This is a genomic window from Methanomicrobium sp. W14 (assembly GCF_017875315.1).
Taxonomy (GTDB): Archaea; Halobacteriota; Methanomicrobia; order Methanomicrobiales; family Methanomicrobiaceae; genus Methanomicrobium.
Window position 1 is genome coordinate 719,953 of sequence record NZ_JAGGMM010000001.1, and the last position, 23,589, is coordinate 743,541.

The 23,589-nt window shown below is 40.1% G+C and carries 27 protein-coding genes; 16 read left to right on the plus strand and 11 right to left on the minus strand.

Annotated features, from left to right (window positions below):
* Window positions 1-46: 46 nt before the first annotated feature.
* Genes J2128_RS03810 through J2128_RS03820 form a run of 3 tightly spaced genes read right to left on the minus strand, consistent with a single transcriptional unit; the run spans window position 47 to window position 3,160 of the window.
* Entirely contained in the window at window positions 47-1,975 is a 1,929-nt protein-coding gene (locus tag J2128_RS03810) for a PINc/VapC family ATPase (protein WP_209689778.1), read from the minus strand.
* A gap of 33 nt (window positions 1,976-2,008) precedes the next feature.
* A complete protein-coding gene (gene hisI, locus J2128_RS03815) occupies window positions 2,009-2,368 on the minus strand; it encodes a phosphoribosyl-AMP cyclohydrolase (RefSeq protein ID WP_209689779.1) in 360 nt (119 codons plus the stop codon).
* The gene (locus J2128_RS03820; RefSeq protein ID WP_209689780.1) at window positions 2,369-3,160 is read right to left on the minus strand and encodes an A24 family peptidase C-terminal domain-containing protein; all 792 of its coding nucleotides are present in this window, start codon (window positions 3,158-3,160) and stop codon (window positions 2,369-2,371) included.
* A 219-nt stretch (window positions 3,161-3,379) separates the two neighbouring features.
* On the opposite strand from J2128_RS03820, the gene J2128_RS03825 reads away from it, so the two are divergent.
* Genes J2128_RS03825 through J2128_RS03840 form a run of 4 tightly spaced genes read left to right on the plus strand, consistent with a single transcriptional unit; the run spans window position 3,380 to window position 9,076 of the window.
* Entirely contained in the window at window positions 3,380-3,994 is a 615-nt protein-coding gene (locus J2128_RS03825; protein ID WP_209689781.1) for a hypothetical protein, read from the plus strand.
* A gap of 17 nt (window positions 3,995-4,011) precedes the next feature.
* Entirely contained in the window at window positions 4,012-7,143 is a 3,132-nt protein-coding gene (locus J2128_RS12955) for a type II/IV secretion system ATPase subunit (RefSeq protein ID WP_348632357.1), read from the plus strand.
* Window positions 7,136-8,059: a type II secretion system F family protein gene (locus J2128_RS03835; RefSeq protein WP_209689782.1), complete on the plus strand. Its 924-nt coding sequence runs from the start codon at window positions 7,136-7,138 to the stop codon at window positions 8,057-8,059. The genes J2128_RS12955 and J2128_RS03835 overlap by 8 nt, the downstream gene beginning before the upstream one ends.
* A gap of 3 nt (window positions 8,060-8,062) precedes the next feature.
* A complete protein-coding gene (locus J2128_RS03840; RefSeq protein WP_245323296.1) occupies window positions 8,063-9,076 on the plus strand; it encodes a type II secretion system F family protein in 1,014 nt (337 codons plus the stop codon).
* A gap of 83 nt (window positions 9,077-9,159) precedes the next feature.
* On the opposite strand, the gene yciH is transcribed toward J2128_RS03840, so the two are convergent.
* Complete coding sequence (yciH, locus tag J2128_RS03845) at window positions 9,160-9,465, minus strand: stress response translation initiation inhibitor YciH (protein ID WP_209689783.1); 306 nt, start codon at window positions 9,463-9,465, stop codon at window positions 9,160-9,162.
* A 347-nt stretch (window positions 9,466-9,812) separates the two neighbouring features.
* On the opposite strand from yciH, the gene J2128_RS03850 reads away from it, so the two are divergent.
* Entirely contained in the window at window positions 9,813-11,261 is a 1,449-nt protein-coding gene (locus J2128_RS03850) for a cobyric acid synthase (RefSeq protein WP_209689784.1), read from the plus strand.
* Between the two features lie 19 nt (window positions 11,262-11,280).
* On the opposite strand, the gene J2128_RS03855 is transcribed toward J2128_RS03850, so the two are convergent.
* Both J2128_RS03855 and J2128_RS03860 read right to left on the minus strand, forming a co-directional pair.
* Window positions 11,281-11,547, minus strand: coding sequence for a hypothetical protein (locus J2128_RS03855; protein WP_209689785.1), 267 nt, complete (start codon window positions 11,545-11,547; stop codon window positions 11,281-11,283).
* Entirely contained in the window at window positions 11,540-11,989 is a 450-nt protein-coding gene (locus J2128_RS03860) for a hypothetical protein (RefSeq protein ID WP_209689786.1), read from the minus strand. The genes J2128_RS03855 and J2128_RS03860 overlap by 8 nt, the downstream gene beginning before the upstream one ends.
* Before the next feature lie 144 nt (window positions 11,990-12,133).
* On the opposite strand from J2128_RS03860, the gene J2128_RS03865 reads away from it, so the two are divergent.
* Window positions 12,134-13,297, plus strand: a complete 1,164-nt coding sequence (locus tag J2128_RS03865) for an NDP-sugar synthase (protein ID WP_245323298.1) — start codon at window positions 12,134-12,136, stop codon at window positions 13,295-13,297.
* Between the two features lie 15 nt (window positions 13,298-13,312).
* Here J2128_RS03865 and J2128_RS03870 read toward each other — a convergent pair whose 3' ends face one another.
* Together J2128_RS03870 and J2128_RS03875 are read right to left on the minus strand one after the other, a co-directional pair.
* Complete coding sequence (locus J2128_RS03870) at window positions 13,313-14,098, minus strand: CBS domain-containing protein (RefSeq protein ID WP_209689788.1); 786 nt, start codon at window positions 14,096-14,098, stop codon at window positions 13,313-13,315.
* A 117-nt stretch (window positions 14,099-14,215) separates the two neighbouring features.
* Window positions 14,216-14,686 carry an Hsp20/alpha crystallin family protein gene (locus J2128_RS03875; protein ID WP_209689789.1) on the minus strand — a complete coding sequence of 157 codons (471 nt, stop codon included), beginning with the start codon at window positions 14,684-14,686 and terminating at the stop codon, window positions 14,216-14,218.
* Between the two features lie 151 nt (window positions 14,687-14,837).
* On the opposite strand from J2128_RS03875, the gene J2128_RS03880 reads away from it, so the two are divergent.
* Window positions 14,838-15,518, plus strand: coding sequence for a hypothetical protein (locus J2128_RS03880; RefSeq protein WP_209689790.1), 681 nt, complete (start codon window positions 14,838-14,840; stop codon window positions 15,516-15,518).
* Window positions 15,519-15,716: 198 nt separating this feature from the next.
* On the opposite strand, the gene J2128_RS03885 is transcribed toward J2128_RS03880, so the two are convergent.
* The gene (locus J2128_RS03885) at window positions 15,717-16,301 is read right to left on the minus strand and encodes an HVO_0476 family zinc finger protein (protein ID WP_209689791.1); all 585 of its coding nucleotides are present in this window, start codon (window positions 16,299-16,301) and stop codon (window positions 15,717-15,719) included.
* Between the two features lie 74 nt (window positions 16,302-16,375).
* On the opposite strand from J2128_RS03885, the gene J2128_RS03890 reads away from it, so the two are divergent.
* A complete protein-coding gene (locus tag J2128_RS03890) occupies window positions 16,376-16,882 on the plus strand; it encodes a DUF371 domain-containing protein (protein WP_209689792.1) in 507 nt (168 codons plus the stop codon).
* Here J2128_RS03890 and xseB read toward each other — a convergent pair.
* Together xseB and xseA are read right to left on the minus strand one after the other, a co-directional pair.
* On the minus strand, window positions 16,818-17,033 hold the full coding sequence (gene xseB / locus J2128_RS03895) for an exodeoxyribonuclease VII small subunit (protein WP_348632358.1): 216 nt from the start codon (window positions 17,031-17,033) through the stop codon (window positions 16,818-16,820). The two genes, J2128_RS03890 and xseB, sit on opposite strands and share 65 nt — an antisense overlap.
* Complete coding sequence (gene xseA, locus J2128_RS03900) at window positions 16,981-18,222, minus strand: exodeoxyribonuclease VII large subunit (RefSeq protein ID WP_209689794.1); 1,242 nt, start codon at window positions 18,220-18,222, stop codon at window positions 16,981-16,983. Before xseA ends, xseB begins: the two co-directional genes overlap by 53 nt.
* 221 nt (window positions 18,223-18,443) lie before the next feature.
* Here xseA and J2128_RS03905 point away from each other — a divergent pair, with 221 nt between their 5' ends.
* The 8 genes from J2128_RS03905 (at window position 18,444) to J2128_RS03940 (ending at window position 23,568) form a co-directional block, all read left to right on the plus strand.
* On the plus strand, window positions 18,444-19,268 hold the full coding sequence (locus tag J2128_RS03905; RefSeq protein WP_209689795.1) for a sugar phosphate isomerase/epimerase: 825 nt from the start codon (window positions 18,444-18,446) through the stop codon (window positions 19,266-19,268).
* A gap of 149 nt (window positions 19,269-19,417) precedes the next feature.
* On the plus strand, window positions 19,418-20,674 hold the full coding sequence (locus J2128_RS03910) for a hemolysin family protein (protein WP_209689796.1): 1,257 nt from the start codon (window positions 19,418-19,420) through the stop codon (window positions 20,672-20,674).
* Between the two features lie 36 nt (window positions 20,675-20,710).
* Window positions 20,711-21,313 (plus strand): phosphoribosylglycinamide formyltransferase, encoded by a 603-nt coding sequence (purN, locus tag J2128_RS03915; protein WP_209689797.1) that lies wholly within the window; start codon window positions 20,711-20,713, stop codon window positions 21,311-21,313.
* Window positions 21,314-21,414: 101 nt separating this feature from the next.
* Window positions 21,415-21,735: a ribonuclease P protein component 4 gene (locus J2128_RS03920; RefSeq protein WP_209689798.1), complete on the plus strand. Its 321-nt coding sequence runs from the start codon at window positions 21,415-21,417 to the stop codon at window positions 21,733-21,735.
* Entirely contained in the window at window positions 21,732-21,977 is a 246-nt protein-coding gene (locus tag J2128_RS03925; protein WP_245323300.1) for a YhbY family RNA-binding protein, read from the plus strand. Before J2128_RS03920 ends, J2128_RS03925 begins: the two co-directional genes overlap by 4 nt.
* Before the next feature lie 195 nt (window positions 21,978-22,172).
* Entirely contained in the window at window positions 22,173-22,622 is a 450-nt protein-coding gene (locus tag J2128_RS03930; RefSeq protein WP_209689799.1) for a 30S ribosomal protein S19e, read from the plus strand.
* Between the two features lie 14 nt (window positions 22,623-22,636).
* Window positions 22,637-22,975 carry a DNA-binding protein gene (locus J2128_RS03935; protein ID WP_209689800.1) on the plus strand — a complete coding sequence of 113 codons (339 nt, stop codon included), beginning with the start codon at window positions 22,637-22,639 and terminating at the stop codon, window positions 22,973-22,975.
* Window positions 22,975-23,568 (plus strand): alpha hydrolase, encoded by a 594-nt coding sequence (locus J2128_RS03940; protein WP_209689801.1) that lies wholly within the window; start codon window positions 22,975-22,977, stop codon window positions 23,566-23,568. Before J2128_RS03935 ends, J2128_RS03940 begins: the two co-directional genes overlap by 1 nt.
* Window positions 23,569-23,589 lie beyond the last annotated feature (21 nt).

Below are 23,589 nucleotides of genomic sequence, written 5' to 3' on the forward strand. Positions count from 1 at the left end.
TTACTCAAATTGAATCACTCCATAATTTAAAAAAGAAAAAAAGTTATCAGACCGGTCTGAGCCGAATATCCTCTCCGTCATTGTAGCGGCGGATCATCTCCATAGCTATGCTGTTGTTTTTGGACATGTGAATCTCACCCTGATCATTTACAGTTGCCGTGAAGAGATATTCTTTCCCGCCAAAAACATCCACAATTTTTCCTTTATGCTCTTTGGCACAGATAGAAAGGAATTTTTTATCGACCTTTATTTCAATTCCGTGATCTCCCGATGCAGGTGCAGGGGGTACAGGTTCAAAGGAAGAAGAAATCTCGGGAACAGTCTCCTTAAGATTGTTTTTGGGAAACTCAGAACGAGGACGGATATCTATGCCTATACTAAGTTTGTTTACTATTGAAGCGACATTTTTTCCGCCTTTTCCTATTGCAGCCGGCACGTCCTTGTCATCAATGTAAACTACAGCTTTGTTTTCACTCTGCATTTTCACTTCAACAGGGCCGTCAGTAAATCTTCCTATTTCCCTCTGGATTTCTCTTTCAACAAGTTTTGTGGATATGTCCTCGTCAGGCATACCTGATGACTTTTCAGCTGCGGAATTCTCATTTTCACGGGCTGAGGAAAACTTCAAAACAATAGGTTCGCTGTCATACCTGAATATTTCTGATTCCAAATCTCCGCTACCGCTGTTTATTACAGATATAACAGGCCTTGAAGACAGTTCCTCCTCTTCATCGGGAATACTCTCAGGAACCTTGAATTCAAAGGCTATGTCGTATATTTTTGAGATGTCCCCGTCTTTTACAAATATCACAGTATCAATAATCTGTGGAAGGAACCCGAACTCTGTTTTCCCAAAAAACCTCTGCAGAGCATCATGGGCATCATTTGCATGTACAACACCCACCATACCGATTCCTGCAAGACGCATATCCGCAAAAACACTGAAATCAGTTTTTTTTCTTAATTCATCAAAAATAACATAGTCAGGGCGCATAAGAAGCATTACTTCAGCGGTATTCTCCATGCTACCCTCAAGAGCAGTGTACTGGGTAATATTATCCGGAACCTGAATATCCCTTAGGGCTTCCATGGTCTTCACTGAAAAGTTATTATCTGACAAAAACAGTGCAATACTCTGGGCAAGGGTCGTTTTCCCCATACCTGGTGTCCCTGTAATTATTATGCCTCTCCTACCATCAAGAAGCCTTTTTTTGACTACACAAGCCATGCTGTAATCATCAATGGACATGTCGGCAATAGGCCGCACCGCAATAATTTCCATACCGTCCGAGAAAGGCCTCCTCGCTATCGAGATTCTCATGGAACCAATCTGAACTATCGTTATTCCGCGCTTTTCCATCTCAATAAAGCCGTCGGGATCACGTTTGGCACGTTCAAGGATCTCCTGTGCGATATGCCGCAGCTCATACTCTGAGATGGGATTGTCTGAAAGGACTATCTTTTTGCTCTCTTTAAGCGTCCCCTTCTTCGCAACAGGTTTTGCGCGCTCTTTTAGAAACACTGCCAGTGTGTTTTCATCAAAAAAGTTGTCAATTGTAAGCGGTGAAAATTCACCTGTCTGCGGCTTTAAATAAAGTACATCCAGTCCTTTTGCCTTTGCAACTTCTGACTGGACAATATCGCTTGTTATAAATTTTGCATCTTCATAATCCAAAGCCACTTTTCGTATCAGTGCATCAATCTCTCCTCCGCTCGCAAGTTTCACCTGATCAAGACTCGGTCTTTCTCCGACATATTGCAGTTCTATAACTCCTTCTTCTGCAAGCTTTGAGAGCTCCTGAAGCTCTGTAAGACCACTAAAACCTATTTCACGTCCCTGGTTGGCCTGTGCTTCAAGTTCTGCTATTACGGCCTCCGGAACAATTATTGTGGCCCCTTTATATTCACCAGACTCCTGTATCATCGAGGTGATGCGTCCGTCAATGACGACGCTTGTATCAGGTATAAGTTTCATTAAAAACCTCCCTTTAAATAATGTATTCAATACCTAATTAGCATATACCTTATCAGGATCAAAAATTTTGTTTCCTATAATTTTTCCATCCAGTGTCCTGTAAAAACAGCTGTCATAGCCGGTGTGACAGGCACCTCCGGTCTGAAAAACCCTGTATAAAAGCGTATCACAGTCACAGTCTATTAATATCTCATCTATTTTCTGGACGTGCCCGCTTTCCTCACCTTTTTTCCAGATTTTATTTCTGCTTCTTGAAAAGTAATGTGCATATCCGGTCCTGACCGTCATATCCACCGCATCCTTATCGGCCCATGCTACCATCAGAACCTTTCCGGTCCTGCAATCCTGAACGACTACTGGAACAAGGCCGTTTTTATCAAAACTGATCTTCATTCAGATAACTCCTGAAATTAATATAAAAACCTCGTATAAGATATCACCTGCAACAAGAGCTGTTACGAAACCAAACAGAATAGGTACTATAAAAGGAACGCCAAAGGATATCCATACACTTTTGCAGCGTTTATACAACCTGATCTCTTTTTCATATTCCTCCGGATGATTTTTTAAGTCTCCCGTGTACATCCTTCTTTTACCTGAGATCATTCTCTTAAGCGATTCGGAGAAGGAAATATATCTTCTTTTCAAGCCCTCATCGGTCTCTTCTATGTCCTCCATAATAAAACCAAAAGAATCTGTTATGTTTTTTCCTTCAACCGGAAAGCCTACAAGCATATAAAAAAGCGGTGCTTTGTTGCCTTTATATAAATTGTATAACAGTATTCCCAGAGGTGTCACAATGTTAAGTACAACCGCATTTATCAGAACTGTCAGCGGGAAAAAAGCTATAGCCGGATAACCCCATAACGGTTCAACCGGATACAGGGGTATCATCATAGTTATAAAAATGAATGCCCAGGCATCCGCTCCCCCGAACAGATGCAGATACGCCGATGAAAAATAGAACATAAAACAGAGTAATGCCGTCAGAAAAATATACCCAAAAATGCTCCCGGAACCGGTCATAAACAAAACAGTATATGTCCAGATAACCATCGGTATTCCTACCGCAACCATGGGATACCAGGTTTTAAATGGCACGCGTCTTTCCCTTAAATCCCTCACAGATGCATATAACAGTGTGATTATAACAGCCACAGACGAAATCAGAAGTGGTTCTATCATTAACAATAAAGATTGTATGGCACACTTTTTATGTCTGGCGATGATTATTGAACGAACCGGATAAAATAGATATATTCAAATGCAATGCATCCAATAGAATCTTAATATCATAAATAATGTCATAAAAATACAGATATAATAATATAGTCATCCACATTACAGAGCGACGGCAGTCACTTCAGCTTTTAAAAGAATTTGAAAACGGGGATTTCAGGATTTATGGATATATCAGAACTCTTTAAAAAAGCGATATCAGGGTCACAATATTCAGGAAGGTTTGAGTATAACAAACTTCTAAGTTACGAAAATGAAAAAAAATACAATGCCATTGCAACAGGAAGCGATGAAGAAAAAAGTATTATCCTTCTTTTTATAAACGGGGAAATAGAGGGTGCTGCCCAGATTGATGAATACGGAATGCTTTACGGCGACAGCGTAATTTATAATCTTGACAAAACAGGATTTTTTGAGCTTTTTGTAACCGATAAAAGAATTGCTGATTCTCTCGTATCAAGGATGCGTGTTTTCAACAAAAAGTACCTTAAACCCGAATCTGTCTCCCCTGAACTTCAGGAGATCAGGAATTTCAGTACAAAACCCTCGAAAGTGTCTGTCATAGTAAAAAAGAATGACGTTCCAGTCCAGGGACTTAAAATTATAATGAAAAAGGACAACAACCTGCCTTTGCACGATTACACATCTTCCGACGGAAGTGCAGGTTTTTTTCTTCAGGGTGGAGATTACCTTTGCAGTATAACAGAAAAAGACAAAACTGAACATGAAATTCATTTAAAGCTGGACGGAAAAGAGACAATATTTACAATAAACATTTGAATTCAGGGTGAAAAGAAATGACCGGAAAAGATAAACAAAAAAGGAAAGGTCTGTCAGAATTTTTAAGAAAAGAAAAAAAAGAAACAGAAAAAGGCCATTCTTCAAACGAAATTTTCCCAGACAGCAACCTGAATATCAAAGACAGTGAAGACATAAAACAGATATTTTCCATGGACAGGGGCAGGTACAAAGCAGAGGAAGACCTGTCTGAACTTTTGAAAAAGATCAAATCAGAAAGAGAAGGATTTGATTTTTTAGAGAATAAGAAAATAAATTCACAGAAAAATGCCATAGATACCGGATTTTTGGATAATGAAACTGGAAATATTGGGAATACAGAGAAAAAGCCGGCTGAAAAAGAACCAGATATTCCCGATATAAATATTCCAGAATCTGAGATCCCTGAAAATAAAACCAATGAAGACAAAACCCGTGAAGAAAATCCTTTTGAACCCAATTTGTTCAAAGGTGAAGTAAATAATAACAATCTACCTGACAATAACATCCAGAATAATAATATAAGCGCAGCCAAAACCGAATCTTTCACTCAGCCGGAGATTAACGACTTTTTTGAAGAGGTTCAGGATGAAAAAGGAAAAAAAGTGTCTTTTGAAGAATTATCTGAAAAAAAGGATAATAAAAGTGACGACGACAGTAAGAACAGTCCCGGTGGCATCAAAAACAGTGAGTACATAAATAAAATAGTAAAAAGGCTTCAAAATGCCGAAAATATTGCAAAGTCTGATATGACTGACATTGCCGAAACTTCAGGAGAGAAAAAGGAACCAAAACCTGAAGGTTCTGCCCAGATTACGGCAGGTATTGATGTCAGAAAACTGCATTCAGAAGAACAGGTGCCAGCGGTCGGTACTGGAAATAGGACCGTTGAGACAGGCCCTGAAAACAAAGACACTGTTTTTCAGAAAAATATACCAAATGATTCTGCAAATGACTCAGATGGAATCATAGCAGAAGAAAAACCGGATATTTCAGCAAAAACAAACGAAAAGAAAGAAAATTCTGGTGAAAATAGAAGTCTGAATGAAGATAACAAAAAAGAGATATCAGAACCGGATATTAAACAGGGAACACATGATACTGAACCTGATCAGACTCCTGCAGGAAAACCCCGGGGTATAAAAAAAGCGAGTGAAGAATGCACGGAAAAACCCGTAAAAAAATATACTCCAAATAAAACTATCTGGTCACAGCCAGAACCGGCTGAAGACAAAACAACAACAGAGGAAGAAAAAGACAATCAGGAGAAAAAAACAGCATACTCTGCCAAAAAAACCATATGGTCTGAAAACGATTCAGAAAATGATGAGAAAAAAGCCGGGCTGAAATCAGTTAACGAAATAAATGAGAGTTTTTCAGGTCTGATTCTGCCTGAAGGCGCCACTTTTAAAATAGAGGATTTTAAGGTAAAATCCATTAAAAAAGAAATTGAACCTGATGAGCACAACAAAACAATATCAAAAATTGATAAAATATATTCTGAATATTTTCCCCCCATAGACCTTGAAAAATTAAATGGAATTGATCTTTCGGAGACAAAAAATAAAGAGAACACAGGATTTTTCAGCAGGAAAAAAACTGAAAAAAATAGCAAATTTGAATACAACCCATCAATACACGGACCTTTGGTTGACCTTTCATTTGATGGTTCAGGCGGGCTAAAAGAGGTTGAATTATACCCTGTCAACGAACCGTACGCATACGTAAGAATCGTTTTTGACAAAAATACAAACGAATACCTGTACAATGTAATAGAACCCAAATTAAATGACGCCGAGTCAAAACTTCTACACGAAATAGAACAGCGCCTCTTTGAAACTCTTGACGTGAACACGAAAGATTTAACAAAGGAAAGGGCGTCAGAAATACTAAAAGATTCCATAAATGAAATCATCAGTGATTACGGATTAAAACTAAATCCAGAGGAAAGAGCCCGTATAATATACCAGCTGAACAAGGAGTTTCTCGGGGACGGACTTATCGACCCTGTAATGCATGACAAATACATAGAGGATATTTCATGCGACGGCCTGAATACGCCGATTTTTGTATTCCACTCAAATTATGAATCTCTTCAGACAAACCTGATATACAAGAAAGAAGCTGTTCTGGACTCATTCGTTACAAAACTTGCACAAAAAGCCGGGAAATACATCTCAATCGCAGAGCCCATGCTTGACGCCACTATGTCCGACGGTTCACGTATACAGATGACCCTTGGAAAAGAAGTCACGGCTCACGGTTCAACGTTTACTATACGAAAGTTTAAGGATGAACCGATTACACCAACTGATCTTACGGAGTGGGGGACATTCTCCCCCCTTTCAATTGCTTATATCTGGCTTGCAGTAGAGGCAGGGAAGTCCTGTATATTTGCAGGGGGCACAGCCTCTGGAAAGACAACATCCCTTAATGCAATATCACTTTTTATTCCGCCGCTTGCAAAGATAGTCACGCTTGAGGATACACGTGAACTTAAGCTTCCCCATCAGAACTGGATACCCAGCGTCACGAGAGAGTCCTTTGACAAAGAAGGAAAAGGCTCTATAGATATGTACGAACTTTTAAAGGCGGCACTTCGGCAGAGACCTGAATATATTCTCGTAGGTGAGGTAAGGGGTGCCGAGGCGCAGACTTTGTTTCAGGCGATGAGCACAGGCCATGTCACGTACGCAACAATGCATGCGGACTCAGTTGCAAGTGCAGTCCACCGTATAGAAAACCCGCCATTAAATGTTCCGAGAAATATGCTCAGTTCACTTGATCTTATGAGCGTGCAGGTCCAGGCGAGAATAGGCGGACAGAGAATAAGAAGAAACAAGCAGCTTATTGAAATTCTTGACATAGACCCGAGGACACGGGAGCTTATCACAAATGAGGTTTTCAGGTGGCACCAGTCAATTGATGAAATCAGGTACTCCGGAAAATCATACATTTTAGAGGATATCATGGAGACAAGGGGATGGGACGAAGCACGTATGGTCGAGGAGCTGAAAAGACGCCAGGAGATACTTGAGTGGATGCGACTGAAAAAACTGAGAAACTACAAAGACGTAGGAAAAGTCCTCATGTCATATTACCGTGACCCGGAGGCCGTGGTAAAACTGGTAAGGGAAGAGCTTTATGAATAGTTACGAGCGTTTTTGCTTCAACGTATTCGGCGAGAGGATGAAGAAAAAAAGAGACGAATATGCCTCTTTAAGAAATGACATGCTGAGAGCAAGAATGAGGACTTCGTTTGAGGCATACCTTTCAACAGCATATGTAAGTTCATTTCTTGCCGGAATTACTGCATCGGTATTTGCAGGAATTATCACATATCTACTGAGAATCCCGGAAAGAATAGTTTACAGGGGTAACCTTCCTGACATATTCTTTGAACTAAACAGGTACAGCCTGATAATTGGGACCGTTGCAGTGGTTATTTTATCTCTTATCATTATAGGAGGAATGACATTCGCGATATTTCTAATCTACCCGGGCATACTTTCCGGAGACAGAAAAAGGAACATTGATGCAACGCTTCCATATGCAATAAATTATATCACAGCCATGTCTACGGCAGGAATTACACCCGCCGAAGTATTTAGACTTCTGGGTGAAAGTGAAATTTACGGTGAAAGCGCCGTTGAAGCAAGGTACATCACAAGAGATGTAGACATTTTTGGAAAAGATCTCCTTGAAGCGCTCAGAACTGCCGGACAATACACTCCCAGTAGCAGAATGAGAGATTTTTTACAGGGCGCTGTTGCAAGCATTTCAAGCGGCGGCAACCTGACGGAGTATTTCAGAAACAAATCCGAACAGTACACAAGAGAAAACAGACTGGAGCAGAAGACATTTCTTGAGACACTCGGTCTTATTTCCGAGTCATACGTGACAGCACTTGTAGCAGGCACACTGTTTTTGATAATACTTCAGTCGATTATGTCATCAATAAGCGGATCGTCAAGCCCGGTCTTTTTGTATGTGGTAATATACGGAATTATTCCTCTCGGAAGCATTATGTTCGTGATACTTATAGATGCAATGACCCCGGAGGTCTGAAAAATGGATTTTATGAAGAAAAAAAAGACCACGGAAAAAGAGACCTCTGAAAATGACAAAGAGCAGGAGATTATTCTTGAAAAGATAGAAGAAAGAAAAAAATCCAGTGAAGGATTTAACAGGATATTCAGTCATCCTCTTCAGGTTTTAACTGAAAAACCGGAGAACATACTGATAGTTTCGGTCCCTGTAGCACTTATTGTTTTTTTTGCAGGTTTTATAGACTCAACGGTCCAGTACGGGCTGCGTTCACTTATAACCTCTACTTTCATAGATGACATTATCTTCTTTTCGATTATAATAGCCCTTTTACCATACGCTATACTTGATACAAAAGAGGCCTCAAGGAGGAGAAATATTGAAACCGCTCTTCCAAACTTTTTCAGGGATGTAGCCGGCATGAACGAAAGCGGGATGACACTTCCTAATGCAATAAGTACAGTCTCGAATGGCGATTACGGAAGCCTGACACCTTATGTTAAAAAAATGAACAATGAAATCTCATGGAACATCCCCTTTATAGATGCAATCTTCCGCTTCGGTGAAAGGCTCGGAACACCCCTTGCAAAAAGAAGTGTTGACCTGATAGCAAAAGCAAGCCTTGCAGGAGGAAATGTCAGCGAGGTTTTAAAGGCAGCTGCAAATGACTCCTACGAATTTGTGAACCTTGCCGCCGAGAGAAGAAACAATATGATGATCTATGTTGTAATAGTAATTGTATCATTCCTCGTTTTTATGTTTGTAATCGCCATTATGGCTGGAACATTTTTGAGCACTATGGCGGATGCAGGCGCTGCGGTTGCATCATCGGGGACAGAAGTTGCATCGGCAGGAACATTTGGAGGCTCAATTGACATGGACTTATACAAAAGAATCTTCACTCATGCCTCAATGATACAGGGATTTTTTTCGGGCCTTGTGGCAGGACAGATGGGTGAAGGAAGGGCAGCAGCAGGACTGAAATATTCATTAATCATGCTTGCAACTGCATGGGTGGCATTCAGATTCTTTATCTGAATAAAACTAAAAGAAACCCGTTTAAAAAAAATACAATCTCAAAATATAGGGATATAATATCAGAGATGTTTCATCTGAATTAATTAACTGATATTGTCAAGTTTATACCCTTTATCCATCAGAAGCTTTTTTACTCTCTCACGGTGGTTACCCTGCAGTTCTATTGAATTGCCTTTTATAGTACCGCCGCAGGCCAGTTTTCCTTTCAGGAATTTCTGAAGGTCATCCAAATCTATGTCATATGGATCAAGGCCTTCAATAACCGTAACTTCTTTGCCGTAACGCCTTCTGTTGATCTTAACGCTAATCTGTTGTTGTTCCTTTGCTACTTCTTCGCAAATACACAATTCTTTTGGCAGTCCGCATTTTGGACAAATACCACCAGTCATTACCATGTACCTTTCAAGTATGGTTATATATTTGTTAGCATGCAGATTACACGTTCCTGGCAATAATGCTTATATCAGACATTGCATAACATATTAATAAAAATTTAATTTGTGGTTTTTTTCAGGAACGCGCAATATTGAACCATTATATCTGTATAAAAGCAACAGGATTCCCGCATACATGTACTGCCATTATAAATTGTTTTTTATTTTTCACCAAAACACCTTTAAAATATAACTAAAAACCAGAATTTCATCAGATCATTGTCTGCCAGCTATAAAAATCCGGTGAATACACTGTATGAATACTCAGTTTATTTAGTCTTAGCTCAAATTTATATTGTAACATGTCACTTATGATTCTCGGGACATCTTCCCATGCAGGAAAAAGCACAATTACGGCAGCAGTCTGCCGAAGCATGTCAAAACGCAATATAAGTGTTGCTCCATTCAAATCACAAAATATGAGCCTGAATTCGTATGTGACAAAAGACGGAGCTGAAATAGGCATTGCCCAGGCCATGCAGGCATTTGCCGCAATGACAGAGCCTCAGGCCGAGATGAACCCGATTCTTCTTAAGCCAAAGGGGGACAAGACCTCACAGATAGTGCTTCTCGGAAAACCATACAAAGATGTCTGTATCGGCGATTACTACAAGGAAACACCGTGCTTACTTGATATAGCAGCAGAAGCCTACGAAAAATTAAGGAAAAAATACAAAAACGTGGTTGTCGAGGGGGCAGGAAGTGCCGCCGAGGTAAATTTATACGACAGGGACATTGCAAATATTCTCCTTGCAGAAAGAATCAATATTCCAATAATAATTGTCGGTGACATCGAAAGAGGAGGAATATTCGCCCAAATCATAGGGACTTATGACCTTCTTCCGAAAGACGTAAGAAAAAATGTAGTCGGATTTATAATCAACAAATTCAGGGGAGACAAGGACCTTTTCAAAGATGGTATCAGAATTATAGAAGAAAAAACAGGACTTTCTGTATTAGGGGTTCTTCCATACATTGACATTCCAATCCCAAGCGAAGACTCCCTTTCAATAAATGATAAGACAGCATCAGACTCCCCTGTAAAAATTGCCATTGTAAGGCTTCCAAGAATATCCAATTTCAGTGATTTTGAAATTCTCGAGAAATTCGCATCAGTTGAGTATACAGAACCCCACAAAAGTCTCGAAAAATATGACTGCATAATAATTCCCGGAACAAAGAACACAGTTGAAGACTTTGAAGAGCTGCAAAAATCCGGTTTCGGGGAAGAACTGAAAAAAGCACGTATGAGAAAAGTCCCGGTAATAGGTGTATGTGGAGGCTACCAGATGCTTGGAAAAAAAATCAGGGACGAAGGTTTTGAATCGGGAGAAAAAAAAGTTCTTGACGGTTTTGGTCTCCTGAACATAGAAACGGTATTTGACAGCTACAGCAAAACAACTGTTCAGGTAAAAAGAAAAGCAAATGCTGTCGGGCCAATACTATCATCAGTCGGCGAAACTGAAGGCTACGAAATTCATATGGGAAGAACAATTCTGAACGGCACAGAAGAAGCCTTCAGCGGAGACGGTGCTGTATCGGAAGACGGTCTTGTCATAGGAACATACATGCACGGGCTGTTTAAAAACGTAAACTTTTCGGATGCCCTCCTAAAATATCTTTATTCCAAAAAAAATCTTCCCTTTAACGGAATTAATGACGAAAATCCGGACGAATCATATGACATGCTTTCGGAATATTTTGAAAAACATGTTAATTTTGACAAAATACTTCAGTATTTTGAGAATTAACAATAAATGAATCTATTTTTCAGCTGATTATATTCATAATGCTCCTAAAACCCTCTTTTCTGTCATCATCACAGACAACCTCTTCAACTTTTTTGAGATTGACACTCTCCGTAGACCGGCTCATAGTGCAGTACGCACGCGCCGGAGACTTTATCTCTTTACCGTTTTCAATAAAATAAACAGAATGCACGCAGAAACGGCACTTTTCAATATCTTCACTTTTGGAGGGCAGGCACTGGACACTCTGTTTTTCTACCGGCAAAGTCCTGAGTTTTTTTTCAGTCATAAAATTCCACCCTATAACCGTTTTTATTCAGTATCAGTTCAAGGTTTTTGCGCCATTCTGACGTATTGTCGGGATTTATACCTGTGACTTCATTCTCCCATATTTTTTTAAGATGTTCATCAGAAGACTCAAGTGATGTCTTCCCTTTAACTGATCCTGCAAAATCACCAGATAAATTATTGTATATTCTGCATATGCAACACTTGAAGTCTTTGCAGAACTTTGGTGCCGTATCATAAACAGCACAAAGATAATGACCCGACTCCGGGTCATGGAAAAGGAATGGGCACCATCCATCTTTTTCGCGATTCGGCACGTGAAATTCATCCCTGTAACGCTTATCGATAACCGGATAGAACACTTCACCTGAAATCTGGTGTACAGCAGCATACCTGCCCTGCCCAATCTGCCCCGTCACCTTTACGTATCTTCCCATTCCCATACAGCACCTTCCACAGAGAGTACAAACAAATTTGGCCATATTAAATACTTTTTAACTTAAGATATTAATCAATGTTCAGCAACAGGCGATCGACTGCCTTATTAGAGAATACAGACTAAAACTGATTAAATGAAGGTTTGTATTATGTGCGGCGGCGAAGGGACAAGACTTCGCCCGCTTACATTTGAACGTCCAAAACCATGCATACCAATTGTAAACACTCCATCCATACAGCACCTGGTATCCCATCTGTCAAATCTCGGATTCAGCGATATCATAGTGACAATAGGATACAAGGGAGACGAGATACAAAAGGCGCTTGGAGACGGCTCTTTATTCGGTGTAAATATAACATATGTCAGGGAAGACAAAAAATTAGGTACAGCCGGAAGCGTAAAAAATGCCGAAAAATACCTGAAAGGGTCACCTTTTCTTGTTGTCGGAGGGGATCACGTAACAGACGTTGATCTTCTCTCATTCTACAGAGAGCACATAAAAGGAGAAAGCATTGTTTCAATCGGTTTAATAAGCATAGACGAGCCCTGCGACTATGGTATCGCTGAAATTGACGTAAACTATCATCTTAAAAGATTTCGCGAAAAGCCATCTCCCGGAGAGATCTTCTCAAATCTTGCAAGTACAGGAATATATGTCTGTGACCCTGAAATTTTTAATTATATCCCTGAAGCAAAGAAATTCGATTTTGCAAAGGATTTATTTCCCCTTATGATGCAGAAAGGGATAATCATAAAGGGCTGGCTTGCCAGGGGAAACTGGACGGATGTGGGAAGCCCGCAGTCATTAAGACAAGCCGAACACTGGAAACTTCAGGATATGCATTATACAAATATCAAAGGAAACGTGACAATTAAAGGCGCCCATGTCCTTGGTCCTGTGCAACTCGGAGATTCAGTCATAATCGGTGAGAACTCAAGAATCATAGGCCCGGTATCGATAGGGTCAGGGACTTGCATCGGTGAAAACGTTCTTATCGGTCCTTATACAAGCATAGGCGAGCACTGCAGGATTGCCCATGATTCCAAAATATTCTCGTCGTCAATATACAACCACGTGGATATAGGCTCCCAGACAACTATCTCAGGCAGTATAATAGACGATGATGCAAAGACCGGTGTTTTATGCAGTATCGAAAATGACACGGTTATCGGCCCGAGAACTGAACTGAAAAACAGGGTGATAGTGCATTCTGGCACAAGAATCTGGCCTGAAGTCGTTATAGAAGAAGGACAGGTCGTAAAAGAGTATTTATTGAATGAAAAATTTGATACATCATACTCGGGTTCCTGAACTTTTCATTATTTTTTAGTCGTGCCGTACAAGCCGGTGCGTTATCGCCATAAGGGGATGTCTTGCATAATCTAGAACACGAATATCGTCAAGCGTTTTTAAGTTCATTTCATGTGCAGTCTTTTCAAGGCCAATTTCAATATCTTCATCAATTTCTATAACATAAGCGTCAAGATCCTTTATTCCGAGCCTTTTTGCTGCAACAGCCCTGTGATGTCCGTCCACAAGTATTAACTTTCCTGGTTTTCTCACAACAATAATAGGTTCTGCCAGACCTTTTTTTATCTCGTAAATCCTTCCTTCAAGTTCATCTTCATATATTTTGGACTGCGTGGGCAGGAGTTTGTCTACTGGTACAACCTCCCTGCTCATCCTTGGATTGATGTCATGAAGCATTTTCAGTGTTTCAATGAACTTGAAAACTTTTTCAGGTGAGACATGCTCAATCTGTGATCTTATTACATCTGCATTGGATATTATACCGATAAGATTTCCCTCTTCGTCGACTACAGGAAGCTTTTGTATCCCCGATCTGAAGATTACCCTGGCTGCATCATTTACATCCATATCAGCATCGGCTACGATAAGGTGCCTTGACATAGCCCTTTCTATTGGCGTTGATGGATAAACAAAAAGAAGATCCCTGGCTGCAATATATCCCACCACTTTCCTGCCGTCAACAACAGGAAAACCATCATGTCTGGTTTTTCTTATTGCCTCAATAACATCCCTGGCAGTACCGTGGACATCAATTGTAACCACATCGGATGTCATATAGTTTTTGACCTTTTTTTTATCCATTGCTTATGAATAATTGATCTTTAACAATATGAATGACTCGGTAATTTTTCAGTTTATAGAGTAGAGAATAAAAGAAGGCCTATTCTTTTATTAAAAAAGGTTTAGTTGTGTGAAATTTCATTCTATTGATATTTCACTTATAGCTGCAGGCTCCGTCTTTTTCAGGTGTATCTCCAGAACTCCGTTCTTAAAGCTTGCACTGGAACCTGCTTCCGATACGTCTGACGGAAGAGAGACTATTCTTTTCATCGTTCCATAGGACCTTTCACGCATATAATATCCGGTATCTTTGTCCTCTTCCTCGGTTTCCTTGTTTCTGTCACATGATATTTCAAGTGTTTTCGGGTCCATAAGTTTTAGTTTTATATTCTCCTTTTCAACACCCGGAAGGTCTGCTACAACCACTTCCTCGCCTTTATTGTCGATAACGTCAACACGGCACTCCCCGGTTATTGCAGGAAGTATACGCTGTGAAAACTTATTGTTATATCCTCCGAGTGTCTGTGCAAATCTGTCCTCCATCTCTGCCATAAGTTCATCCACCTCATTCCACAGTGAATGAATCGGGTATATACTTCTTCTAATCATAGCGCTTACTCATCTCTTTCTATCAGGCCACTTTAATGTGCCTAACTATAAGTAAACATTCATAGTATATAATATGTTATTTGATGACAACAAAACCCCTCAAAAATAAATAAGACATTTATTTATCTGATCCAAAGAGAAATATGTATAGATGAAAAAACAGGGGAAAAAGAAGAACAACGACTGGCAAAAGACGTTTTCTAAAATATTCATAGTGGCTATTCTGTTACTGTGTGTTTTAGGCTTTTCACTGACATATTCTTTTTTTTCGATATTCAACAAAATCGACGAAGGAGAATATGCGATTGTTGATTATACGTTAAGCTATGAAAAAGGTGCACCAATTATCTCATCATCACAGTCAGTGGTCCAGAATGCATACAAGAGTGGCTATTCAGTTGCATTAAGCAATCCTCTTAAGCTTAAAGCAGGAGCTGTTCAGACTGAAAATTATACAGGGGTTGATGCATATGTTTACCCTGACGGGAAGGAAAAATTTGAACTTCTGGACCTTGAACTCAATGCGATAAGCCAAAATATTGTAGGAATGCATGACGGAGATGTAAAACAGATTAATTTGGATTTCGCTAACAACCTGACATTTAAAATGTCCTCCATTGTATACAATGCATTGCACAATGACTCTGATGCATTTGACAACGCGGAGGTTGGAATGCTTGTTCCACTTGAATTTTATCCAAAAGGCAACTCGACAACAAACACATCAGAGGCTATTCAGAGACCTGCTGTAATCGTCAACAAAACCAATAACAGTCTTGTATTCAGATATGGTTACGCTGTAGCAGATATTGAAATCTCTGAAATCCAATAAAAAACATTAAAATAAATTAAGGCAGATTATCAGGAATAATTCCTGAAAACACACCTTAAACCGTATTTTAAGAGATATTAAAGATTTTTTAATTTGTTATCTAAATTTTTTCCGTTCGGTAACGTCATTTACCAGGATTATCTTCAGAATGCATAAAACTAAAAAACATAAAAAAGAGACTATTTTGTTAAATTATTTTTATGACCAGTTTGACTTTATTCCATAAACACGCTTGATTTTGCGCGCATAGGCTTTCCATCCCTCTTTTCTCATCATTGCACCGTTTCTCAGCTTCATATGGGTCACTTTGAACCTGAATTTCCCGATCTCATAAACTTCGCCTATTACTATATCGTCCTCACCGTTGCATTTAAGGTACAAAGGAATGGTTTTCCTGCCGTCATGATACGAAACCTTAACGATAACATTATCGATACTTCTTGTCCACAGCGTATCAATATCGCAGGCTGTGGCGCTTCTGACCCTCTTGTCGTCAATTTCAACAGATGTCACTTCAACGCCAAAAGTATTATCGTCCGCCTCTGCAACAAGCAAATCACCAACAGATACCATTTCATCATCATCAAGTTCAACAAAACCTGGATTCGACTCTTTTTCACTGCTGATAATAGCCTTAACCTTAATCTCCTCAGGCTCTTTCACCTTTTCCATATGATAAACGCTGCCGCAATTTTTGCACTGCACAAGAAGGTCATCAGATTCCTTCAATATGACATGCTCATACTCTCCATTGCAAACAGGACAAAAAAATTCAGTATCCATTAGGTACCTTATGGGTAATATAATGAGATATATTCTTTCAAAGTATAACATTTCTATACGAACGGATAATGAATATGTCAACAGAAAACAGACCGCCCCTAAAAGAAACAGAAATTATCAGATGCAAAGGGCATGTTAATGTAAGGGCGGAACATAAATCTACTTTCGAAATAACCAAAGATGACAATCTTAGCGTTAACGGTACATGCATAATAGGAATCTGCGCCGACAAAGGTGCAGCTGACCTTAGTGAAAATTTCAAAAGTATTCTTTCAGATGACAGGTCTGTACTTAAAACTACACTTATTGCAGGAGACCTGAAATATTCATTCACATCATATGGTTCATCAAAAATGACACTCAGCCACCCGACAGACCTCGTGTGGCGACGCAGCAGCTATGTATGCAACAGGACTATAGGGATTTACTCAGATAGCGCTGCAGTGCAGATCCCAAGGGAAATAATTGATTTACTGAAAAATGAAGAAGATATGACTGTTATTATGGAACTTACCCTTAACCCTGAAGCTCAGTCACCTTCAATTCCGCCTCTTCGAGAATTTTTTGACAGCTTTGAATAATAGCGATTCCGCGTTCATATAGTGCCAGACTCTCATCAAGTCCGGCGTCCCCGTTTTCTATTCTGGATATAATCTCCTTCAACTCATCAATCTGATCCTCATAGCTCTTTTTCATTGCATACCTCCAGTATCTCTGCCTTTGCAGAACCATCCTTCATTACCATTGACACATGCTGTCCTTCTTTCAGTTCGGATGCTGATTTTATTAAAGTTTCACCTGACCTCAACATGCAGAACCCTTTATCAAGTGGAGAAAAAGGGTTTAACAGTTCAAGATTTTTTCTTAAAACCTTTAATTCATAATCTTCTTTTCCAACGCGATGATCAATGCATTTTAAAATGCGGCTGTGCAGATCATCCAGCCTTTCGTACTCAGTATTGATGAGCTTTGAAAGCCTGCGGGGATGGAGATGAAGCCGGCAATTTTCAAGATTCTGGTTTTCCTTTTCAATTTTTTCTTCAAGTCCCTTTAAAAGAGAATGCCTGTATTGGGTAAGCTCCCTGAGCAACTCACTCATATCAGGAACGACAATTTCAGCAGCAGCAGAAGGTGTCGGGGCACGAACGTCGGCTGCAAAATCACACAGTGTAAAATCTATTTCATGACCGACTGCACTTACAACAGGTGTCCTGCATTCATAGACGGCCACCACAACATCAGGGTGATTAAATTCAAAAAGATCTTCAAAGCTTCCCCCGCCTCTCCCGACTATAATGACGTCAACCATTCCGTCTATTCTTCTGATGGCTTCTGCGATCTCTGTATGGGCATTATCACCCTGAACTGCAGCGGGGGATAAAACTATTTCAACAGGGTACCGTCTTGAGATTACGTTTTCAATATCCCTTCTTGCCGCACCCCCCAAAGCCGTGACAACACCTATCTTTTCCGGATACTTTGGAAGAGGCTTTTTTCTGGACTCATCAAAAATTCCAAGTGTCAAAAACTCTTCTTTCCATTTCTGAAGAAGAATATGTTTGTCTCCTTCCCCGCATACAACCATATCGCGGGCTATAAACTGATACTTCCCGTGAGGTTCATAAACCTCAACAGACCCGTATATTTTTACCCTGTCTCCGTTTCTCGGGATATACGAAATCTCCCTTGCAGAACTTCTCCACATTGCACAATTCAAAACGTAAGTCTTTGAATTTCTTTCCTCTGCAACGGAAAAATAAAAGTGACCAGAAACATGCCGGTGAAAATTGGTTATCTCCCCTTCAACCCATATTCCCTTGAGGGATTCATCGTCAAGAAGCCTGCTTATCCGGGAAGACACTTCGTAAACCGATTTTACAGGGTCTTTGCCATTATCCTCACCAGTTCCGAACCAGTCCATGCTAAAATTATTTATGTACCGCTGAAACTAAAAACATGATGAGTCGGAAATATATACAAATATATACCTCCGGCAAAAAACGACGATACATAAAATCTGATCTCCTGCCTGAAACAGATCTGTCAGGCGAACTGAATAAAAAGAACTATAGTCGATTCAAAAATTCCCCCAATACGGCTTTTAAAAAACATTTTAATAAATTCAGGATGCACGTTTCAGATATGCCAAAGTACTCCGTTTCAAGTATGTTTTTTCACGAGTACACGATAGAGAAAATATTTGACTTTGTTTCAGAGGCAGGTTGCTCATCGATAGAATTCTGGTTTGAAACACCTGATTTCTGGATTAACGGACTTCCTGTCGAAAAACTAAATGAAATCCAGGAAAAACATCCGTCACTTCTGCCGATAACCGTTCACTCTCCCGTTCTGGATCTTAATCCCTGCTCAATAAATCCAGGGATCTCTGAAATTTCAGTAAAAACCACACTAAACGCAATAAAAATTGCGGAAGAGGTAAACGCGCATGTGATTACAGTTCATCCCGGAAGAAGAACAGCGAAAAGGACTCCGGGAGAGATGGATATAGAAAGACTCTACAGGTACCTTGGAAGAATTGAAAAGTCATTTTCCGGCTGCCGCACAAAGATTGCAATAGAGAACATGGAACCAAAAATCAATTCGATTTTATCTACACCTGATTTTGCATATGAACTCCTTAAAAAAGAACCGTGGCTGTATTTTACGCTTGATACAGCTCATGCAGTCCGTGCATCAGAAAAGGATGCACTACAGTACATAGACTTACTTCACGACAGAATACAGAATGTCCACGTAAGCGGCGCTGATGAATCAATGACACACATACTCCCGCACAAAGACAAAAGAATTGAAAAAATACTAAAGTATCTCAAAGACTTTGGGTATGACGGACACCTCACTCTGGAGATAGAAGACCTGAATTTCAAAGGGAATCTGGGCAGTTATGAGAAGATAAAAATAATATCAAAAGAAATAAAATTTTTGAAATATATATTCGGAGAATAAAAACCAGTAAATAACAGAAAAATTAGCAGAAAAAAATGAAATTCAGTAAAAAGACGATCCAATTTATATTATTCCAAAATCATATATTTATCTGATATTGCATTTATGAATAAAGGATTGAGTTCAGCCGTATATCCGGCGTGGAAACAATGATAGAATACAGCTTAGGTCTTTTTCTATTCATCCTGTGCCTGATGCTGTCAGCCTTTTTTTCCGGATCAGAAATCGCACTGGTGTCGATTAATCAGGCAAAAGTAAGAACTTTGCTTGAAATAAACAAAAAAGGGGCAAAAGCTCTCTCAATTTTAAAGGGAAACGTAGATCACCTGCTCATCACAATTCTGATAGGCAATAACATCGTCAATATTGCCGCAGCCTCCATTGCAACAGCAATAGCCATCGATGCATACGGTGATATAGGCATAGGTATTGCAACCGGTGTAGTGACAGTACTTATGCTGATTTTCGGTGAAATCGGTCCAAAAACCTACTCTGCAAGATACCCTGAAAAAGTGGCGCTTTTTGTTTCAAAATATATTCTGATATTCTCGTACATCCTCACACCGGTTCTCTGGGTATACGACGGAGTAAAAAGGGTTTTCAAAATCGAGGCCGACTTTGCGCACCCTGTTGTAACAGAAGAGGAAATTAAACAGTGGATTGACGTAGGAGAGGAAAGCGGAACTATTGAAGAGGAAGAACATGAAATGCTCTATCGTGTATTCAGATTTACCGATACCATTGCAAGGGAGGCCATGACACCCCGCGGCGACGTAAAAATGGTAAACGACCAGAGCTCTCTTGAAGAGGCAATCGACATATTCAACGAAACGGGATTTACGAGAATTCCCGTATACCACGAACAGGTAGACAACATTACAGGAGTCCTGAATGTCAAGGACGTATTTTCTGCAATATTCAACAAAAAGAAGGATGCAACAATACCTCTCCTTAAATACGAGCCCGTATTTGTACCTGAAAGCAAGAAAATTGATGAGCTTTTAAACGAGCTTCAGATAAAAAAAACACACCTTGCAATAGTAGTTGATGAATACGGAACATACGCAGGGGTCATAACAATGGAGGACATTCTGGAGGAGCTTGTCGGTGAAATTCTTGATGAATTTGACGAAGAAGAACCGCAAATCCAGAAAATAGATGCAGGAATATACCTGATAGACGCCGGTGCCTGGGTTACAAGGATTAACGAAGAGCTTGAAATAGACCTCCCGCCTCATGAATCATATGAGACTCTCGGGGGACTTCTGATAGACAGGCTTGGACATATCCCGAAACGCGGAGAGGTAATAACCCTTGAAAACGGAATTAAACTACAGGTAATGAAAATGAGGGGAAGAAGAATCGTCGATATCAGATTAACTCTTCCTGATGAGGATGAAAATTAAAGAATAATTTTCATATCAAAATTTCAAAAAAATATTATGAAAAGCATTGCAGTTTTAGCGTCAGGCAGGGGGTCCAACTTTCAGGCCGTTATTGATAAAATCACTGAAGGATCAATCAATGCAGAAATAATATGCCTGATAACCGACAACCCTGATGCATATTCAATAAAAAGAGCAGTTAATGCAGGAATTCCGGCAAAAGTTATAGACTACAGGTCTTTTAAATCACGGGATGAATACAACATAAGCCTCTGTCAGGCTATGAAGGAGATAAATCCTGATCTCTTTGTTCTCGCCGGCTATATGCGCCTTCTTGACAAAAAAACAGCTGGAGAGTTTAAAGACCGGATGATAAACATACACCCTGCACTTCTTCCTTCTTTCACTGGTCTTCATGCCCAGAGACAGGCCATCGACTATGGGGTCAAAATTGCTGGGTGCACAGTCCACTTTGTTGACGAAGGCATGGACTCAGGACCGATAATTCTGCAGCGTGTCGTCCCGGTCTACTTTGACGATGATGAAGACACCCTTGCAGAAAGGATACTCAAAGAAGAGCATATTGCACTTCCCGAAGCGGTAAGGCTTTTTTGCAGTGATAAAATAAAAATAAATGGCAAGAAAGTAAAAATACTTTGAATAAAAGTAATTTTTTATCCTTCTCCATCTGTATTATAAATCTGAATATCCTAATAAAATGAGAATTGTTTAGGTTATCTGGTTTTAACGGAGTTTTATATTTGGCCAAAAAAAATGACAAATCCGGACAAAGGATACTGGCTAGAGAAAGGATTGTCTGCCTTTTTGAAAGCGCTTTCGAATTCTATGAAGATAACCCTTTGTTAAGTAAAAAATGCATCCTGCACGCCAGAAAAATATCAATGAGATACCGTGTAAAAATACCGAAACCTTACAACAGGCGTTACTGCAGGAAATGCTTCAGCTGTTTTATTCCTGGAGTAAATATGACAACACGAATTAACAGGGGAAAAGTTGTAGTTACATGCAAATCATGTGGCAACATCCGCAGATATCCGGTAAAGGAGAAAAAGTGCAGATGAAAAACACAGAATCCAAAAACAAAGATATGAACTGCCTTAAGGCAACTCTCTGGATAGGGAAAAAAGGCTGTACTGAAAGCACCATAGAAGAAATACGCCGCCAAGTCGAGGGCAGGAAAACAATAAAAGTGAAATGGCTCAGAAATACTGACATAAAACCTGAGGATATAGCAGAAAAAAGTGGCACAAAACTTATTCAGACCCGTGGAAGGACCATGTTACTTGGAAGAAAACAAAACTGAATTTTTCTGGTTATTCCACTTATGCTATCACAAATTTCTGTTTTTGAACGGGCAGAATCTCAAAAGATATAAAAGCATATCTGCCCAATATATAGAGACTGCTAATTATCATGGACATCACACAGTGATTAACATGTATAAACGTCGCAGACATCTTGTTTACGACGCTTAGCATAAATTTGAGAGTGGTTAAAAATGACAACAGTATATGATATCCCGCCGGATGCCTTGATTTCCAAAGTGGCTGGCGAGCTCAAGCAGCTCGATACGATTAAGGCTCCGGAATGGGCAGAGTTTGCTAAAACAGGCGTTCACAAGCAGATGCCACCTAAAGAAGAAGACTGGTGGTATACACGCGCTGCATCAGTTATGCGCAGGGTATACATAGATGGTCCTGTAGGAGTCCAGAGACTCAGGACATTTTACGGCGGCAAGAAAAACCGCGGCTCAAAGCCAAACCAGTTCAGAAGGGGTTCAGGCTCGGTCACACGAAAAGTTCTCCAGCAGCTTGAAGCAGCAGGATACATCAAAAATACCCCTGAAGGGCGCATAGTCTCTCCAGAAGGAAGAAAATTTATTGACGGTGTTGCCAACGAACTTAAAGGCAGCATTGCAGAAAAGATTCCCGGAATAGGCAAATATTAATCAGGTTGATTTTAATGGTTGACGACGAACTTGCAGAAATTCGCAGAAGGCGTATGGCAGAGCTCCAGCGCCAGCAGATGGAACGCGGGGCTATGGAAGAAGAGCTTCAAAAGCAAAAACAGGCTGAGGCACAGATTCACCTTGCTCTGATGCAGATTCTCGAACCTGAAGCACGGGAACGTTTAAACACCATTAAGCTAACCAAACCTGAATTTGCAAAAGCTGTCGAACAGCAGCTTGTAATGCTCTCGCAAAGCGGACGAATTAACGGGCGCATCAGCGATGAGCAGCTCAAAGCTATACTAAGACAGCTCATACCGGAAAAAAGAGAATACAACATCACACGCAGATAATGAAAGCCGGAATGCTCTTCAGCGGAGGAAAAGACAGTTCCCTTGCGGCACTGATGCTTTCAAGGGATTATGAAATCGAGCTGAACACATTTGTGTTCGACAAAGAAAAAGGAATTCCTGGTGTAGAAAATGCCGCGAAAACTCTCGGTTTCCCTCTTAAAAAAAGAGTATTCAAAGAAGGACTGCTTAATATTGTGATGGAGATGATGGTTGAAAACGGATACCCGAATGACGCCATCAACCTTGTGCATAGAAGCGCCATCAGATGCCTCTGTGAGGAGTATGATGTTATAGGAGACGGGACACGACTGAATGATCGCGTGCCCATGCTGGATTATGCTGAAATTCAGAGACTTGAAGGGAAGTATAACAGCGCTCTCGTGCGGCCTCTGCTCGGATTTGGAAGAAGAGAAGTCAACAGGCTTGTCGAAAAGTACTTCACCGTTGAATACGGCGAAACCGGTGGTCACATAAAAAACGGTGACTATGAAAGTGAAATCCGTGCGGCATTCAGTGCAAAGGGTATCGATCCATACAAAATATTTCCCAGCCACCATGAGCAGTCACTTATAACAGGCAGAAAACTGCAATGAACAAAAACGTGGTGAAAAGAA